Source organism: Streptomyces sp. TRM68367, from assembly GCF_014495685.1.
Classification (GTDB): Bacteria; Actinomycetota; Actinomycetes; order Streptomycetales; family Streptomycetaceae; genus Streptomyces.
In genome coordinates, this window is record NZ_JACTVI010000020.1 from 47,932 (window position 1) to 64,403 (window position 16,472).

Sequence of the window (16,472 nt, forward strand, 5' to 3'; positions counted from 1 at the left end):
CGTTGCTACGTCGGCGTCTCAGATACCGTCCGCACATACGTGCCACACTGCCAGACTCCATACGAGCAGAGGGAGCAAACGGGAGTCCATGGAAAGCACAGCAATCACAGCCAGCACGGTCAGCATCGCCTCCGCCTCGCTCGCCTCCCTCTGGGACGAGATCTCCGGCACCCAGCCCGACCCGGACGTGTGGGTGGTGGTCGCCACCCTGGTCGCCGCGCTCGGTGTGGTCGTCCCGCCCACCTTCTGGCGCCTCTCCCGCAACGCCATCACCATCGCCCACGAGGGCGGCCACGGACTCGTGGCCCTCCTCACCGGCCGCACTCTCACCGGCATACGCCTGCACTCCGACACCAGCGGCCTGACGGTCAGCCGCGGCAAGCCGCACGGCATCGGCATGATCCTCACCGCGGCGGCCGGCTACACCGCGCCGCCGCTCCTCGGTCTCGGCGGCGCCGCGCTCCTGGCCGGCGGCCGCATCACCCTGCTCCTGTGGCTGGCCACGATCCTCTTGGTGGCCATGCTGGTCATGACCCGTAACGCCTACGGCGCCCTGACCGTCTTCGTCACCGGCGGCACCTTCGTCCTGGTGTCCTGGCTGACCGGCCCCCAGGTCCAGGCGGCGTTCGCGTACGCGGTGGTGTGGTTCCTGCTGCTGGGCGGTGTACGGCCGGCATTCGAGTTGCAGGCGAAGAGGGCGCGGGGAGGCGCAGGCGACTCGGACGCGGACCAGTTGTCGCGCCTGACGCACGTACCGGCGGGACTGTGGTTTTTCCTGTTCCACGCGGTGTCGCTGTGCTCGCTGATAGGCGGAGGCCGCTGGCTGCTGGAATTGTGACGCGTCCCGAAGGAGGCGCGTCACAGTTCCAGGGGTGCGGGGCTGTGTCGACATGCGGCTCCGCCGCATGGGCGCGACCAGCCACAACGGCGCCGCACCCGACAAACGACCTACCCAGCCCCCTGCTTATAAAGTGGGCCCTATGGCCGTTAACCCCGCACACACCGCCCTCTGGCCCGCCCCGCACGCGAGCGGAGCCGTCGACGCGACGGTCCACGTGCCCGGGTCCAAGTCGGTCACCAACCGCGCCCTCGTCCTCGCCTCCCTCGCCTCCGAGCCCGGCTGGCTGCGCCGCCCCCTCCGCTCCCGCGACACCCTGCTGATGGCCGGCGCCCTGCGCGAGATGGGCGTCGCCATCGAGGAAACCGTGTCCTCCAGCTCCTCCATCGCGGGCGGCTCCGGCGAGGCCTGGCGCGTCATCCCCGCGGGCCTGCACGGCCCGGCCACGGTCGACGTCGGCAACGCCGGCACGGTGATGCGCTTCCTGCCGCCGGTCGCCGCGCTCGCCGACGGCCCCATCCGCTTCGACGGCGACCCCAGGGCGTACGAGCGCCCCCTGCACGGCGTCATCGACGCCCTGCGCCAGCTCGGCGCCCGGATCGACGACGGCGGGCGCGGCACGCTGCCGCTGACCGTGTACGGGGGCGGCGCCCTGGACGGCGGCCCGGTGGCGATCGACGCGTCCTCGTCGTCGCAGTTCGTCAGCGCCCTGCTGCTGTCCGGACCGCGCTTCAACCAGGGCGTCGAGGTGCGCCACACCGGGGCCACGCTGCCGTCCATGCCGCACATCCGGATGACCGTAGACATGCTGCGCGCGGTCGGCGCCCAGGTGGACACCCCCGAGTCGGGCGGCGAGCCGAACGTCTGGCGGGTCACGCCGGGCGCCCTGCTCGGCCGGGACCTGACCATCGAGCCGGACCTGTCCAACGCACAGCCGTTCCTGGCGGCGGCGCTGGTGACCGGCGGCAAGGTCGTCATCCCCGACTGGCCGGACCGGACCACCCAGCCCGGCGACCGGCTGCGCGAGATCTTCACCGAGATGGGCGGTTCCTGCCAACTCACGGACTATGGCCTGGAGTTCACCGGTTCGGGTGCCGTCCACGGCATCGACGTGGACCTCAGCGAGGTCGGCGAGCTGACCCCGGGCATCGCCGCGGTCGCCGCTCTGGCCGACTCCCCGTCGACGCTGCGCGGCGTCGCGCATCTGCGCCTGCACGAAACGGACCGCCTGGCCGCGCTCACCAAGGAGATCAACGAACTCGGCGGGGACGTGACCGAGACCGCCGACGGCCTGCACATCCGCCCGCGGCCCTTGCACGGCGGGGTCTTCCACACGTACGAGGACCACCGCATGGCGACCGCCGGCGCGGTGCTCGGCCTCGCGGTCGAGGGCGTGCAGATCGAGAACGTGGCGACGACGGCGAAGACCCTGCCGGACTTCCCCGACCTGTGGACCGGGATGCTCGGGGCGTAGGGACGCGGGGACACGCCATGCGCCGTTACGGCAAGCACACCGACGAGGACGACATCCGCAGCCGCCCCGGACGCCGGGGCACCCGGCCCCGTACGCACACCCGGCCCAAGCACGAGGACGCCGCCGAGGGCATGGTCCTCACCGTCGACCGGGGAAGGCTGACGTGCCTCGTCGAGGACCGTGTCGTGATGGCGATGAAGGCCCGCGAACTGGGCCGCAAGGCCGCGGTGGTGGGCGACCGGGTGGCGCTCGTCGGCGACCTGACCGGCGGGAAGGACACGCTGGCGCGGATCGTGCGGATCGAGGAGCGGACGTCGGTGCTGCGCCGTACCGCGGACGACGACGATCCCTACGAGCGGGTCGTCGTCGCCAACGCCGACCAGCTGGCGATCGTCACGGCCCTCGCCGACCCCGAGCCGCGGCCCCGGCTGATCGACCGCTGTCTGGTCGCGGCGTACGACGGTGGCCTGGAGCCGCTGCTGGTGATGACGAAGTCGGACCTCGCGCCGCCGGACAAGTTGCTGGAGCTGTACGGGGCGCTGGACACCCCGTACGTCGTCACGAGCCGTGAGGAGTTGGAGGACGGGAGCGCCGCGGACCGGGTGCGCGAGCAACTGGACGGCAAAATCACGGCGTTCGTGGGGCACTCGGGGGTCGGCAAGACGACGCTCGTGAACGCGCTCGTGGCGGCTGACCGGCAGCGTACGACGGGGGTCGTGAACGCGGTGACGGGCCGTGGCCGCCATACGACGACCTCGGCGCTGGCGCTGCCGCTGGCGGGCGTGGACGGGTGGGTCGTCGACACACCGGGCGTACGGTCGTTCGGGCTGGCGCACATCGATCCGTCACGGGTGATCGGCGCCTTCCCCGACCTCGAACCCGGTACGGAGGGCTGCCCCCGCGCGTGCAGCCACGATGAGCCGGACTGCGCGCTGGACGCGTGGGTGGCCGAGGGGCATGCGGATCCGGCGCGGCTGTACTCGCTGCGGCGGCTGCTGGCCTCGCGGGAGCAGAGGGACGGCGACTGAGCCGGGGTTGCCCGGGAATGTGACTCAACCCGGGAGGGTGCCTGATCGTCTCTTTGACCAGGGCTTGACTATCCTTTGTTTGCGCCGGGACCGGCACGGAAATTGCATAAAGCGCACGGGTGCACGAGCTGGAACCGAGCCAGACGAACGAGACGAAGCGGTCACCGAACGGGGACTCGGGAGGACGACACATGGCGTGGCTGCTGGTCATCGTGGCTGGGTTGCTCGAAACAGGCTTCGCCGTGAGTCTGAAACTGTCCCACGGTTTCACCCGGCTCTGGCCGACCGTCGCCTTCTGCATCTTCGCCCTCGGCAGCTTCGGGCTGCTGACCATGGCGCTGAAGAAGCTCGATGTGGGGCCCGCGTACGCGGTGTGGACCGGGATCGGCGCGGCGGGTACGGCGATCTACGGCATGGTGTTCCTGGGCGACCTGGTGTCGATCCTGAAGATCGTGTCGATCACGCTGGTGATCGTGGGCGTGATCGGCTTGCAGCTGTCGGGCTCGGCACACTGAGCCCACGTGTTGGCCGGCTGCTACACGGACTGCCGATGAAGCGCACCGCGCACGAGATCGGCGATGCCCCCTTCTCCTGGCGGGGCCGCGACGCAGGAGAGGGCGAGACGGACGACCAGTTCGCAGGAGCGGGCGAGGTCGGCGGCGTCCGACCTGGAGACGCCGGGTCCGGCGAGGACGGCCACGGCGCGGTCGCGGACGATGGACACGAAGTCGCCGGGCGAGGGCAGCGGGCCGTCGGCGCGGCGCTGTGCCGGTACGGCGGAGGAGGACGGGACGGCGGAGAGGGTCGGTGAGGGCAGCCGTTCGCTCCAGCAGCCGGTGAGCATGGCGCGGACGAGGACGTTCTCGCGGGCCGCGGAGGTGGTCCACTCGGCGGTGGCGGTGAGCCGTTCACGCGGGTCGCTGTACCCGGTCAGGGCCCGGTCGACCCCGGCGAGATACCCGTCGGCCTCTCTCCTGACGAGCGCCCGGGCCAGGCCTTCCTTGCTCCCGAACTCGTTGTACAGCGTCTGCCGGGACACTCCCGCCGCGGCGGCCACATCCACCATCCGCACAGCGGACCATGGCCGACGCGCCAACGCCGTGTAAGCGGCGTCCAGCAGAGATTCCCGCGCTGCAGGCATCATCGCCTCCCCTTGGGGCGAGCGGCTCTGGGCCCAGGTTTGACGCGCCCAGCCCCACTGTCAAGGGTCCCCGAGTCCTCGACAGGGACACATGTCGGCCAATAGGCACGGGAGTTGTGGTGGGTACGGCGGCCGGTGGGTGGTGCGGGTTGTGTTGTCTGCCTGCGGCGGCCTGTGCGGGTGCGTGGGTGTGCGCGTAGCGCCTGCGGTGAGGTTATGGGTCGGGGACTGCGGCCCGTCGCAACTGCGGGCATGCGTGCCGCCTGGGGCGGCACAGGTGGGCGCAGCGGCACCCCGCCAGCGCCGGGCTGCGCGCCCCACCCCCGGCCAGCCGCAACGCCGGGCACCCGGCAAGCACGGTCCAGCCGACGCAGGCAACCCGCGGCACCCCGCCAGCGCCCGGCTGCGCGCCCCACCCGCCCCGCCCACCCCGGCTCGCCGACCCACGCAACAAACGCCGATCATCGCCCCACGCCCCCTGTAGCCCCACCCCAACCCCGACAGATACCGTTCATCACATGCCCGACTACCTCGACGACCTGCGTCTCGCCCACGTCCTCGCGGACGCCGCCGACGCCGCGACGACGGACCGGTTCAAGGCCCTCGACCTCAAGGTCGAGACCAAACCGGACATGACGCCGGTGAGCGAAGCGGACAAGTCGGCGGAAGAACTCATCCGCGGCCAGTTGCAGCGCGCCCGGCCCAGAGACGCGATCCTCGGCGAGGAGTACGGCGTCGAGGGCACCGGCCCCCGCCGCTGGGTCATCGACCCGATCGACGGCACCAAGAACTACGTCCGCGGCGTCCCCGTCTGGGCCACCCTCATCGCCCTGATGGAAGCCGGCGAGGGCGGCTTCCAGCCCGTCGTCGGCGTCGTCTCCGCCCCGGCCCTCGGCCGCCGCTGGTGGGCCGCGCAGGGCCACGGTGCCTTCACCGGCCGCAGTCTCTCCAAGGCCTCCCGCCTCCGGGTGTCCGCCGTGTCCAAGCTCTCCGACGCCTCCTTCGCGTATTCCTCACTCAGCGGCTGGGAGGCACAGGGCCGCCTGGACGGCTTCCTGGACCTGACCCGCGAAGTGTGGCGCACGCGCGCGTACGGCGACTTCTGGCCGTACATGATGGTCGCCGAGGGCGCGGTCGACATGTGCGCCGAGCCGGAGCTGTCCCTGTGGGACATGGCCGCCACCGCGATCATCGTCAGCGAGGCGGGCGGCAGCTTCACCGGCCTCGACGGCCGCCCCGGCCCGCACAGCGGCAACGCGGCCGCCTCGAACGGCCTGCTCCACGACGAATTGCTCGGCTACCTGAACCAGCGCTAGTCAACGACCCGGGACTAAAGTCCCGGGCTTGCACAAGGGCATCACTGACGGTGACGCTGCGTTTGCGTCCAGCCCTGTCCCGCTGGCGCGGTGGTGGGGCAGGGGCCGTTGACTGGACCCCGCGTCGCCACAACTCCCACGCGCGGGCGCGGATGTTGCGGGAGCTGTCGCGATCCGCGTGCGCAACGACGCCGCAGGACCGGCATGCGAACCAGGCCTGACTGACCCGTGAGGAACCACATGCCGTCCCGGCACACGAGATCGGACTCGCCCTTGCGGTACAGGGCCAGGGTGGCCAACTGCTCCGGGGAGGCGGTGAACGCCACGTCCTTCACGCGCCCCCGCACGGTCCAGATGGACACCTGCCGCTCGCCGGTCTGCCAGGACAGCATCCGGTCGTCGTACGGCTGCGCGCTGTGCGGTCGGAAGGTGATCGGCTTCCGGTGGCCTTCCGGTACCGCTTGGAACCGGGTCTGCCAGGTTCCCGGCCTTGAAATTCGCCGTCAGCGTGGCGTACGCGGCGCACGTCTTCTTGATCACGTGCTGGGCGGCCTGTGCTCCCAGCCCCCAGCGGGCCTTGATCTCGGCGTAGGCGTGCTCGCGCAGCGCGAAATCCCTCTTCACGCCCTTGTCGAAGGCGACCTGGCTCACACAGTCAGCGGCCTCGTTGCAGGCGCGCAGGGTCGTCTCAAGTGCCGCCGCCTGCACGGGCGTCGGCAGCAGCTTGACCTGCACCACCAGCTTCACGATCACCGCGTACACACCCATGCGACTCCCGCCACACGTTCCCCACCCATCATCCGACCGGTGAACCTGCCACCGCGGGTACGCAGCGCCAGCTCCGTACGACAGAGCACCCGGCCGCGTCACGGCCGAGCAGATACCAGCGATACCGCGGCGCTACGCGCCCCGACCACAAGGATGCAATCCCTCCCAGGGCTGAACCCCTGGGTTCCCCGCAAGAATCTGCTGAAGCGGCTCTCTTGTTGACCCCCCTCATGACCTGCCACCCTGAGAGTCCCCCCACTTGTGAATTTGTGAAACAGTGAACAAACGGCGGGGACACACCAGGAGGTGGCTCCATCCCATGCTCGTCCGCGACGCCATGAGCACAGTGGTCCTCACCATCGGCCCTACCCACACCCTTCGCCAGGCCGCAGCCCTGATGTCCGCCCGCCGGGTCGGCGCGGCCGTGGTCCACGACCCGGACGCCGGCGGCATCGGCATCCTCACCGAGCGCGACATCCTCAACTCCGTCGGCCTCGGCGAGAACCCGGACACCGAACGCGCCGACGATCACACCACCACCGACGTCGTGTTCGCCGCGCCGTCCTGGACCCTGGAGGAGGCGGCCCGCGCCATGGCGCACGGCGGCTTCCGCCACCTCATCGTCCTCGACCACGACGAACCCATCGGCATCGTCTCGGTCCGCGACATCATCCGCTGCTGGGCCCCGGGACGGCAGCACGTACCGGCCTGACCCCGTCACGACAGGCAAAACGAAACGGGCCGGGCCGACCCCTGAAGGGAACCCGGCCCGCGCCCCGGCAAGCGATCCAGATGTTAGACCGCATCTAAATCAATCAGCGATCCAAAGTCACACCTGTTCGGGATCTGGTCCTCTTGCTGTTAAGCTGGTCAGCATGAGTGACCTTCTGGAACGGCTGCGCGGTCGCGGGTGGCGTATGACCGCGCAGCGTCGCGTCGTGGCCGAGGTCCTGGACGGTGAGCATGTGCACCTGACGGCCGACGAGGTGCACTCCCGTGCCGTCGCCAAGCTGCCGGAGATCTCCCGCGCGACCGTCTACAACACCCTCGGGGAGCTGGTCTCCCTCGGCGAGGTGCTGGAGGTCTCCACCGACAAGCGCGCCAAGCGGTACGACCCGAACGCCCACCGCCCGCACCACCACCTGGTCTGCGCGCAGTGCGGCGCGATCCGCGACGTCCACCCGACGGGCAACCCGCTGGCCGACCTCCCCGACTCGGAGCGCTTCGGCTTCGCGGTCTCGGACGTCGAGGTGACGTACCGCGGCGTCTGCCCGAACTGCACGTCGGCATAGACACACTCTTCCCGGAAAGCCCCGGCACCCAATGCGGCGCCGGGGCTTTCTGCTGCGTACGACCTTCCCGAATCTGACGGGTCGTCATATGGTCAACAGCACCCACCAGTCCGTACCGCACTCCGCGAGGAGACCGAAGTGGGAGAGCCGTATCCGAAACTCACCGCCCATGACCTGACCCGCACCTTCGGCCGAACCCCCCACGCGGTCCACGCCCTCGGCCCTCTCGACCTGACCGTCGCCGCCGGCGAGTTCGTCTGCCTGGTCGGCCCTTCCGGCTGCGGCAAGTCCACCCTCCTGCGCATCGCCGCAGGCCTGCTCCGTCCCAGCACCGGCACGCTGGAGATCCGCACGTCCAGCCCCCGCCCGGCGGCGATGATCTTCCAGGACTACGGCATCTACGACTGGAAGACCGTCCAGGCCAACGTCCGCTTCGGCCTGGACATCCAGCGCGTCCCGCGCCGCGAGGCGAACGCCCGGGCCGTGGAGTGGCTGATCCGCATGGGCCTGGCCGACTTCGCGCACGCGTACCCCGCGACCCTCTCGGGCGGCATGCGCCAGCGGGTCGCCATCGCCCGCGCCCTCGCCGTACAGCCCGAACTGCTGCTCATGGACGAACCGTTCGCCGCCCTGGACGCCCAGCTGCGCACGATCCTCCAGGACGAGCTGCTGGAGCTCACCCAGACGCTGCGCACCACCACCCTCTTCATCACACACAGCCTGGAGGAGGCGATCGTCCTCGGCGACCGCGTGCTGGTGATGTCCGCCCGCCCCGGCCGGATCATCGCCGAACACCGCCCGCCGTTCCCGCGCCCGCGCACCGGCGACGTCCGCTCCGCGCCCGAGTTCACGTCCCTGAAGAGCGAGTTGTGGGACGTCCTGCGCAAGGAGGCGGTGCCGGCATGACGACGATGACGGGAGAGCCGGGCGAGTCGGTCCTGGTCCGGCGCCCGGGCCCGCGGGAACTCCGTCCCGTACGCACCCACCGCCGCCTGAGAGCGCTGGAACTGTCCCTGGCGGTCGCCGTCCCCCTGCTGCTGATCCTGCTCTGGCAGCTGGCCGCAACCCAGGCCTGGATCGACGACCGCGTCTACCCTGCGCCCTCCGCGATCCTCGCCGACGGCTGGGACCGGGCCGCGGCCGGCGACCTGTGGCCGGACGTGTGGGCGACGCTGAATCGCGTGCTGGCCGGGTACGCCCTCGGCACGGCGGCGGGCTTCGCCCTGGGCCTGCTGATGGGTTCCCTGTCACTGGTACGGGCGGCCCTGGAGCCGCTCCTGGACGCCCTGTACGTCGTACCGAAACTGGCCCTGCTGCCGATCTTCCTGAACATGTTCGGCCTGGGCGAGGGCCCGCAGGTGGCCCTGGTGGCGGCCACGGTCTTCTTCTTCGTCTGGATCTCCACCATGTCGGCGGTGATGTCCGTCCCCGACGGCCACCGCGACGCGGGCCGCGTCTTCGGCGCGACGTCCTGGCAGATGTTCCGTCACGTCCTGCTCCCGGCGTCGCTTCCGTCGGTCCTGGTCGGCGCGCGCATAGCGGCCGGGGTGGCGGTCCTGGTCATCGTCGCGTCGGAACAGATCGCCGCGACGAACGGCCTCGGTCACCTGATCTTCGACTCCCGCGCCCTGTTCCAGAACGACGTGATGTTCGTCGGCATCGTCTGCGTGGCCGCCCTGGGCGTGCTCTTCTCCGAACTGGTCCGGTGGGTGGGCCGTCTGCTCACACCGTGGGCACCGCGCGACCGGGGACGGGGCCAGTCATGAGAAGAGGACTGGGACGACTGAGGAGGCGTACGTACGGCCTTGCCCTGGCCGCCGGGGTGCTGCTCGCGTCGACGGCCTGCGCGTCCCCGGAGGGCCGCGAACCGCAGGCGGCCGCAGGCACGCGCGCGATCCGCCCCGCGGAAGGCTGCGGCGAGGATTCCTGGACGGACCCGGCGGACCTCTCCCCCGCTCGCACCCCCGCCCGCTGCCGCCCCGGCGCCCCGCCGCCGCAGCGCCTCCCCGAGACGCGCGAGCTGACGATCGCGACCGGCACACTGAGCGCGGAGTACGTCGCACCGCTCCGAGTCGCGCTGGACAAGGGCGAGTTCAGGAAGGAGGGCCTGGACGTCACGCTGAAGGTGCTGCCGACGCCGGACGCCCTGCCGCTGCTCGCCAAGGGAGACCTGGACGCCCTGTGGGCGGCCCCGGAGGCGGCGGTGATGAACGGCGTCCGCGGCGGCTTCGACATCCGCTGGGTGGCCGGGAACTTCTCGCCCGGCACCCGGTCGAAGAGCGGCCTGTGGGTCCGTCTGAAGCAGGGCGAGAACGCGAACCGGGTCGCGATGGCCGGCCGCAAGCTGGGCACGATGATCGGCAAGGGCTCGGTCATCGCCTACCCCATGGAGAAGGCCCTGGAGAAACACGGCGGCGGCCTCGCCGAGATCCAGTACCAGCAACTGGGCTCCGCCGACGTCCTCACGGCGCTGGAGAACGGCGGCGTCGACTCGGCCTGGCTGCTGGACCCCGTGTGGCGCAAGGTCGACGGAAAGCCAGGCTACGCCTTCCTCGGCGGCCAGCCGCCCGGCGAGCCCCTGGGCGGCCTGCTCTACGGCCCGAGCCTCCTGAACGAGGACGTGGACGCCGGTGTGGCGTTGCTGAGGGCATACATCCGCACGGTGAACACGTACTTCTCCGCCGACTACAAGACCAACGAGACCTTCATCACATACCTGGCGAAACTCCTGAAGACGGACGAGCGGATCCTCCGATCGACCCCGTCCCTCCACATGGACTGGGAAATCCGCGCGGGTACGACCGACCGCCTCCAGTCCGCGTACGTCGCCCAAGGCGTCTCGGAAGGCGATCCCCTGCCGGAGTCGCGAACGGTGACCCGCGCCCTGTACGAGGAGGCCGTCGGCCACCAACGCTGAACACACCAAGGGCCGGAACCCTGCAAACAGGATTCCGGCCCTCGATCTTCAGTAGCGGGGACAGGATTTGAACCTGCGACCTCTGGGTTATGAGCCCAGCGAGCTACCGAGCTGCTCCACCCCGCGTCGGTGAATGCAACATTACGTCAACGAGACGGCCAGAGGCAAATCGCGACCTGGGCCGAAGCCCCAGAGGGATGCAGGCAGCACAGCCCCCGCCGGGTCCGGGACGGAGCCCCACGGGGGTGCGGGGGACGAAGCCCCCGCCGGGTCCGGGACGGAGCCCCGTGTCGGCCACCTCCTGGCCAACCGAGTCGGGCGAGTGGGTGGGAAGGCGCCCGTCACCCCAACCCCGCTCACTTTCACGCCGACAGTTCTTCACGCAACGCATCCCGCAACCGCGCCGCCCGCTCCGCAACCGCCCCCGGCCCCAACGACACCGCTCGATCAGCCCACCGCTGTCCCTCGGCCAACTCCCCCCGACGCGCATACACGAGGGCCAGCCGCAACGCCGCCCGCCCATGCCCCGCGTCAGCGGCCCGCGTCCACCACACCGCCGCCTCCGGCTCGCTCCCCTCCCGGGCCAGCAGCAGCCCCAGATTGAACGCCCCGTTGCGCGACCCGGCCTCGGCCGCCCGTCGGTACCACCGCGCCGCCTCGACGACATCCCCCCGCGCCGCCGCCAGCATCCCGACCCGCACCTGCGCCCGCCGATGCCCCTGCGAAGCCGCCCGCTCGTACCACTCCTCGCACTCGCTGCGCTGATGCATCGCCTCCCCCAGCTCGTGCGCGGACTCCGGCGGCCGCCGCGCGTCCAGCACGGCAGCCAGCCGGTACGCCGCCTCGGCGCTCCCGCCCCCCGCCGCACACCGCAGGTACCGCTCCGCCTCGCCGTCGTCCCCGTCCCGTAGCCGCGCGATCCCGACCTGCAGCGCCGCCTCCGTGTGCCCGGCGCCCGCGGCCCGCTCGTACCACCGCTGCGCGACCGCCTCCTCGCCGCGCCCGGCGTACAGGATCCCGAGATTGAACGCGGCGTCCACGCTCCCGGCCTCCGCCGCCTTGGAGAACCACGGCTCCGCACCCGTCTCGTCCCCGCCCCGCAGCAGCAGGATCGCCAGCGCGTTCGCCGCCTCCCGGTGCCCGGCGTACGCCGCCCGCCGGTACCACTGCTCGGCCTGCCCGGTCCGCCCCTGCTCGGCGCAGAGCAGCCCGAGGTTGTACGCGCCGTTCACATCACCCGCGTCCATCGCCGCCCGGTACCACCGCTCCGCGGTCTGTGTCTCCCCGCGCTCGGCGTGCAGCGCACCCAGCGCGTTGGCCGCGTTGCCGTCGCCGTCCTGCGCGGCCCGCAGCCACCACACGGCCGCGTTCTCGGTGTCGCCCGCATCCCGCAGCAGGAACCCGAGCGCGCAGGCGGCCCGCGCCTCCCCGTCCTTGGCGGACGTCAGATACCAGCGCCCCGCCTCCTTGAGCTCCCCCCGCTTCTCCAGGATCGCCCCGAGGTGCAGCGCCGCCCGCCGGTGCCCGCGCGCGGCGGCCTGCCGGTACCACTGCTCGGCCTGCGCCGTGAGCCCGGCATCGTCGTCGGTCCCCTTCGCGCCGCCTGCCTCCCGCCGGGCACCGCCGGGTTCCGGCCCGGCGCCGCCGGTCTCCCGCGCGGGCCGTGCGTCCAGCGCCCGCGCCAGCCGGTACGCCGCCTCCCGGTGCCCCCGCTCCGCCGCCGCCCGCATCCACCGCTCGGCCCCGGCGTCACCGCGGTGCTCCAGCAGGTCGGCCAGCGCGTACGCGCCCAGCGCGTGCCCCTGCTCGGCGGACTGGCGCAGCCAGTACTCGGCGGCGGGCTCGTCCCCGCGCTCCCGGTGGTGCCGCCCGAGCGCGTGCGCCGCCGCAGCCGATCCCGCGACGGCGGCGATCCGCCACCATCCGGCGGCCTCGTCGGCGTATCCGCGCTGGTGAAGAAGGACTCCCAGGTTGTTGGCGGCGGCACGGTCACCGGCCGCGGTGGCGGCACGCAGATGGGATTCGGCTCCGTCGAGATCACCGCGGCGCAGCAGCATGGCCCCGAGGACGCTCATCGCCTCGACGTCGCCGGCTTCGGCGGCGAGCCGCTGGCGCACTTCCTCGGCAGCCTCCTCCGCAGCCTCCGCGGTTTCGTCCCGGTTCTCCTCCGGGCGGGAAGGCTGCACAAAACGCCCTGTCTTGAACAGAGTTGCCTTGTCCCCCATAACGTCCATCGTCGCACCACCTGCAACCTGGGTACACCTGGTATACCGCAGCCAGTGAGGTCACTTCAGCGTTTTGTCGACATGCCCACAGAACGACAAGTCAAACACAGAATTCCCAACTCCCCGCGGCGGCGCGGCCGTACGGTCCGTCGGCACATGCGTTCGCACACCACGAAGGCCCGGATCCTCGAGGGATCCGGGCCTTCGCGCATGTCGACGGCGACCGCCGACTCCAGTAGCGGGGACAGGATTTGAACCTGCGACCTCTGGGTTATGAGCCCAGCGAGCTACCGAGCTGCTCCACCCCGCGCCGTTTGCTGCTGCGCAACCGTATCACGGCGCGGGGAGGGTTGATCACGCGCTGTCCGGACTCCTGCCCGGACTCGGACTGCCGCTCGGGCTCGCGCCGGCACCGCTGTTACCGGCACCTCCACCGCCACCCGTCCGGTCGGGCTGCGACTGCGCCTCCTCGGCCCGCCGCAGCGCGTCCTGCAGGTCCTGCTGGGCTCTGCCGTACGCCTCCCAGTCGTTCTTCTTCAGGGCTTCCTGGCCGGCGTCGAACGCCGCCTGGGCGTCCTTCAGGGCCTCCTGGACCGTCGGGTTCTCAGAGGTCGGTGGTGGTGGCGTCGTGGTTCCGCCCTCGTCCGGTGGCTCGGTGACCGGGCCCTCGGCTCCGAAGACCTTGTTCAGGGCCTCGTCGAGCGTGTCCTCGAAGGCGGTCGTGCCTCCGTAGGACACCAACACCTTCCGCAGCAGCGGGTACTTGAGTCCGCCACCGCGTACGTAGACCGGCTCCACGTAGAGCAGTCCGCCGTCCAGTGGCACCGCCAGCAGGTTGCCGTACTCGACCTCGGAGTCGCCGCCTCTCAGCAGCCTGATGGTCTCGGCGATGTTCTGTTCGGAGTTGAACTGGCTCTGGACCTGTTTGGGTCCGTTGACCGTGGTGTTCGTCGGCAGTTTCAGGATTCTGATCTTGCCGTAGTCACTGGTGCCTGCCTCGGCGTCGACCGACATGAACGCGCTGAGGTTGTCCCGGCCATTGGGCGTGAAGGTCGTCGTCAGCGAGAACGCCTGCTGCTTCTGGTCGGGCATCCTCATGCTCAGGTAGTACGGCGGCACCGCGTTGCCCGACCGGTTGGTCGGGTCGTCCGGCACCTGCCAGACCTCGCTGCCGCTGAGGAACGTCGTCGCGTCCTTCACGTGGTAGCGGGTGAGCAGCTCGCGCTGGACCTTGAACAGGTCCTGCGGGTAACGGAGATGGGCCATCAGCGACTTGGAGATATCGCTCTTGGACTTCACCGTGCCCGGGAAGGCCTTCATCCAGGTCTTCAGGACCGGGTCCTTGGTGTCCCACTGGTAGAGCTTGACCTGGCCGGTGTACGCGTCGACGGTCGCCTTCACCGAGTTGCGGATGTAGTTGACCTGGTTCTGCTGCGCCACCACGGCACGCTGGTTGTTGGAGGCGGTCAGCGAGTCGGCCGTCGTATCGCCGAGCGTCGTACGCGAGGAGTACGGGTAGCCGTTCGTCGTCGTGTATGCGTCGACGATCCACTGGATACGGCCGTCCACGACCGCCGGGTAGGCGTCGCCGTCGATGGTCAGCCACGGGGCGACCGACTCGACGCGCTCCTTGGGCGTGCGGTTGTACAGAATCCGCGAACCGTCGCCGATCGCACCGGAGTACAGGATCTGCGGCTCACCGAACGCCACCGCGTACGCCGCCCGGTTGACCGGGTTGGAGAGGCTGACGCCGCTGTCGCCCTTGTAGCTGGTGGTCTTCTCACCGTTGTCGTCGGAGTAGTCGATCTCCTTCTGGGGACCGCCGACGATCGAGTACATGGTGGTCTTCTCGCCGTAGTAGACGCGCTGCTCGTACTTCGGCAGATCGCCCTTCGACGGCAGGTCGGAATTGGTGAAGACGGGGCGGCCCTGGGAGTCGACGCTGGTGCCCTCGGCGGAGACCACACCGTACCCGTGGGTGTACCGGAAGTGGTCGTTGATCCAGTTCCGCTTCGGGATGCCGTTGAGGTTGATCTCGCGCAGACCGATGACCGTGTCCTGGTCCTTGCCGTTCTTGGGGTACCGGTCGACGTCCAGGTTGGTCGGGAACGCGTAGTAGTTCCTGATCTGCTGGAGCTGCTGGAACGTCGGCGAGATGATGTTCGGGTCCATGATCCGGATGCTCGCCGTGGAGTTCACGTCGTCGCGCAGCCGGGTCTTGTCCTCCGTCTTGCTCACACCGGGGTACTCGGTGACCTGCGTGCCGTTGATGCCGTACGCCTCACGCGTCGCCTTCAGGTTCTTCTCGACGTACGGCGCTTCCTTGGCCTGCTCGTTGGGCTGGACCTGGAACTTCTGCACGATCGCCGGGTACAGACCGCCGATGAGGATCGCGGAGAGCACCATCAGGCCGAAGCCGATGACGGGCAGCTGCCAGGTGCGCCGCCACAGGGTGGCGAAGAACAGCAGGGCGCAGATGACGGCGATGCAGAACAGGATCGTCTTGGCCGGCAGGTAGGCGTTGGCGTCGACGTACCTCAGGCCGGTCCAGTTGTCGGTGGCCTTGAAGTCGCTGGACTTGACCGCCAGGCCGTACCGGTCGAGCCAGTAGGCGACCGCCTTCAGGGCGACGAAGATGCCGATGAGCACCGACAGGTGGCCGGTCGCGGCGGCTGTGGCGCGCGCGCCCGGGCTGGTGATGCGCAGCCCGCCGTACAGGTAGTGGGTGAGCGCGGCGGCGATCACGGACAGGATCGCGGCGGCGAAGCCGAAGCCGAGCAGGAAGCGGTACCAGGGCAGGTCGAAGGAGTAGAAGGACACGTCGAGCTTGAACTGCGGGTCCTTCTCGCCGAAGGGCACGCCGTTGACCCACATCAGCCAGGTCCGCCACTGCCCGGACGCGGAGGCGCCCGCGATCAGGCCCACCAGGGCGGTGATGCCGAAGAGCAGCCACTTCTTGTAGGGCGCGATGCCCATGCGGTAGCGGTCGAGGTTCTGCTGCTCCATCGACATGGCGCTCAGCGGCGGCCGCAGCCGGTGCGCCAGCCAGATGTTGAAGCCGACGGCCAGGGCCATCAGCAGTCCGAAGACGAAGAAGAGCCCGATCTTCGTCCACAGGGTCGTCGTGAACACCGACGAGTAGTGGACCGAGCGGTACCAGAGCCAGTCGGTCCAGAAGCCCGCGAACATGGTGAACGCCATGCCGAGCACGGCCAGGACACCCAGTGTCATGAGCAGGGTCCGGACACGCCGGGACGGGCGGCCCACTCTGATCCGCGGCCCTGTTGGGCCTCCGCCGCGGTCCGGCATCTGGAAAGCCAAGGTGCGCACCTCGAAGTTCGCTGTTGATCCGTCAGGCCCGCGTGTTCGTGGACCCTCCGTGGCCCTCGCTGATCGTGGGCCCCCACCTATGCAACTTACTCACCCTTTACTCGGTTCCCGATTCGGCCCAGGAACGAGGCAGGATTGTGACC

13 protein-coding genes and 2 tRNA genes are annotated in these 16,472 nt (G+C 70.3%); 10 read left to right on the forward strand and 5 right to left on the reverse strand.

The genetic code is table 11. From position 1 onward, the window contains the following. Nucleotides 1–88: 88 nt before the first annotated feature. The 4 genes from H8R17_RS15990 (at nucleotide 89) to H8R17_RS16005 (ending at nucleotide 3,855) form a co-directional block, all read left to right on the forward strand. Nucleotides 89–838 (forward strand): M50 family metallopeptidase, encoded by a 750-nt coding sequence (locus tag H8R17_RS15990; RefSeq protein WP_187823854.1) that lies wholly within the window; start codon nucleotides 89–91, stop codon nucleotides 836–838. Between the two features lie 142 nt (nucleotides 839–980). After that, complete coding sequence (gene aroA / locus H8R17_RS15995; protein ID WP_187823855.1) at nucleotides 981–2,312, forward strand: 3-phosphoshikimate 1-carboxyvinyltransferase; 1,332 nt, start codon at nucleotides 981–983, stop codon at nucleotides 2,310–2,312. Between the two features lie 17 nt (nucleotides 2,313–2,329). Beyond that, nucleotides 2,330–3,340 carry a ribosome small subunit-dependent GTPase A gene (gene rsgA / locus H8R17_RS16000; RefSeq protein WP_187823856.1) on the forward strand — a complete coding sequence of 337 codons (1,011 nt, stop codon included), beginning with the start codon at nucleotides 2,330–2,332 and terminating at the stop codon, nucleotides 3,338–3,340. Nucleotides 3,341–3,531: 191 nt separating this feature from the next. Next, nucleotides 3,532–3,855 (forward strand): multidrug efflux SMR transporter, encoded by a 324-nt coding sequence (locus tag H8R17_RS16005; protein WP_187823857.1) that lies wholly within the window; start codon nucleotides 3,532–3,534, stop codon nucleotides 3,853–3,855. Nucleotides 3,856–3,875: 20 nt separating this feature from the next. On the opposite strand, the gene H8R17_RS16010 is transcribed toward H8R17_RS16005, so the two are convergent. Further along, entirely contained in the window at nucleotides 3,876–4,484 is a 609-nt protein-coding gene (locus H8R17_RS16010) for a TetR/AcrR family transcriptional regulator (protein WP_262505278.1), read from the reverse strand. 515 nt (nucleotides 4,485–4,999) lie between these two features. On the opposite strand from H8R17_RS16010, the gene hisN reads away from it, so the two are divergent. The 6 genes from hisN to H8R17_RS16040 all read left to right on the forward strand — a co-directional run bounded on the left by hisN (nucleotide 5,000) and on the right by H8R17_RS16040 (nucleotide 10,774). Continuing rightward, nucleotides 5,000–5,797: a histidinol-phosphatase gene (gene hisN / locus H8R17_RS16015; protein ID WP_187823858.1), complete on the forward strand. Its 798-nt coding sequence runs from the start codon at nucleotides 5,000–5,002 to the stop codon at nucleotides 5,795–5,797. A gap of 1,087 nt (nucleotides 5,798–6,884) precedes the next feature. Continuing rightward, nucleotides 6,885–7,277 carry a cyclic nucleotide-binding/CBS domain-containing protein gene (locus tag H8R17_RS16020; RefSeq protein ID WP_187823859.1) on the forward strand — a complete coding sequence of 131 codons (393 nt, stop codon included), beginning with the start codon at nucleotides 6,885–6,887 and terminating at the stop codon, nucleotides 7,275–7,277. Between the two features lie 163 nt (nucleotides 7,278–7,440). Beyond that, nucleotides 7,441–7,857 (forward strand): Fur family transcriptional regulator, encoded by a 417-nt coding sequence (locus H8R17_RS16025; protein ID WP_187823860.1) that lies wholly within the window; start codon nucleotides 7,441–7,443, stop codon nucleotides 7,855–7,857. A gap of 138 nt (nucleotides 7,858–7,995) precedes the next feature. Further along, nucleotides 7,996–8,763 carry an ABC transporter ATP-binding protein gene (locus H8R17_RS16030; RefSeq protein ID WP_187823861.1) on the forward strand — a complete coding sequence of 256 codons (768 nt, stop codon included), beginning with the start codon at nucleotides 7,996–7,998 and terminating at the stop codon, nucleotides 8,761–8,763. A 5-nt stretch (nucleotides 8,764–8,768) separates the two neighbouring features. Then, nucleotides 8,769–9,623, forward strand: coding sequence for an ABC transporter permease (locus H8R17_RS16035; protein ID WP_399476796.1), 855 nt, complete (start codon nucleotides 8,769–8,771; stop codon nucleotides 9,621–9,623). 17 nt (nucleotides 9,624–9,640) lie between these two features. Beyond that, nucleotides 9,641–10,774, forward strand: a complete 1,134-nt coding sequence (locus H8R17_RS16040) for an ABC transporter substrate-binding protein (RefSeq protein WP_262505284.1) — start codon at nucleotides 9,641–9,643, stop codon at nucleotides 10,772–10,774. A gap of 52 nt (nucleotides 10,775–10,826) precedes the next feature. On the opposite strand, the gene H8R17_RS16045 is transcribed toward H8R17_RS16040, so the two are convergent. The 4 genes from H8R17_RS16045 to H8R17_RS16060 all read right to left on the reverse strand — a co-directional run bounded on the left by H8R17_RS16045 (nucleotide 10,827) and on the right by H8R17_RS16060 (nucleotide 16,308). Then, nucleotides 10,827–10,900, reverse strand: a tRNA-Met gene (locus tag H8R17_RS16045). A gap of 236 nt (nucleotides 10,901–11,136) precedes the next feature. Continuing rightward, nucleotides 11,137–13,008 (reverse strand): SEL1-like repeat protein, encoded by a 1,872-nt coding sequence (locus H8R17_RS16050; RefSeq protein WP_187823864.1) that lies wholly within the window; start codon nucleotides 13,006–13,008, stop codon nucleotides 11,137–11,139. Between the two features lie 227 nt (nucleotides 13,009–13,235). Further along, nucleotides 13,236–13,309: transfer RNA gene (locus tag H8R17_RS16055), tRNA-Met, on the reverse strand. Between the two features lie 44 nt (nucleotides 13,310–13,353). Next, complete coding sequence (locus H8R17_RS16060) at nucleotides 13,354–16,308, reverse strand: UPF0182 family protein (RefSeq protein ID WP_187823908.1); 2,955 nt, start codon at nucleotides 16,306–16,308, stop codon at nucleotides 13,354–13,356. Nucleotides 16,309–16,472: the final 164 nt, after the last annotated feature.

Coding starts and splice junctions, on each gene's coding strand:
- H8R17_RS15990 (WP_187823854.1), top strand. CDS start 89: ATGGAAAGCACAGCAATCACAGCCAGCACGGTCAGCATCGCCTCCGCC.
- aroA (WP_187823855.1), top strand. CDS start 981: ATGGCCGTTAACCCCGCACACACCGCCCTCTGGCCCGCCCCGCACGCG.
- rsgA (WP_187823856.1), top strand. CDS start 2,330: ATGCGCCGTTACGGCAAGCACACCGACGAGGACGACATCCGCAGCCGC.
- H8R17_RS16005 (WP_187823857.1), top strand. CDS start 3,532: ATGGCGTGGCTGCTGGTCATCGTGGCTGGGTTGCTCGAAACAGGCTTC.
- H8R17_RS16010 (WP_262505278.1), bottom strand. CDS start 4,484: ATGATGCCTGCAGCGCGGGAATCTCTGCTGGACGCCGCTTACACGGCG.
- hisN (WP_187823858.1), top strand. CDS start 5,000: ATGCCCGACTACCTCGACGACCTGCGTCTCGCCCACGTCCTCGCGGAC.
- H8R17_RS16020 (WP_187823859.1), top strand. CDS start 6,885: ATGCTCGTCCGCGACGCCATGAGCACAGTGGTCCTCACCATCGGCCCT.
- H8R17_RS16025 (WP_187823860.1), top strand. CDS start 7,441: ATGAGTGACCTTCTGGAACGGCTGCGCGGTCGCGGGTGGCGTATGACC.
- H8R17_RS16035 (WP_399476796.1), top strand. CDS start 8,769: ATGACGGGAGAGCCGGGCGAGTCGGTCCTGGTCCGGCGCCCGGGCCCG.
- H8R17_RS16050 (WP_187823864.1), bottom strand. CDS start 13,008: ATGGACGTTATGGGGGACAAGGCAACTCTGTTCAAGACAGGGCGTTTT.
- H8R17_RS16060 (WP_187823908.1), bottom strand. CDS start 16,308: ATGCCGGACCGCGGCGGAGGCCCAACAGGGCCGCGGATCAGAGTGGGC.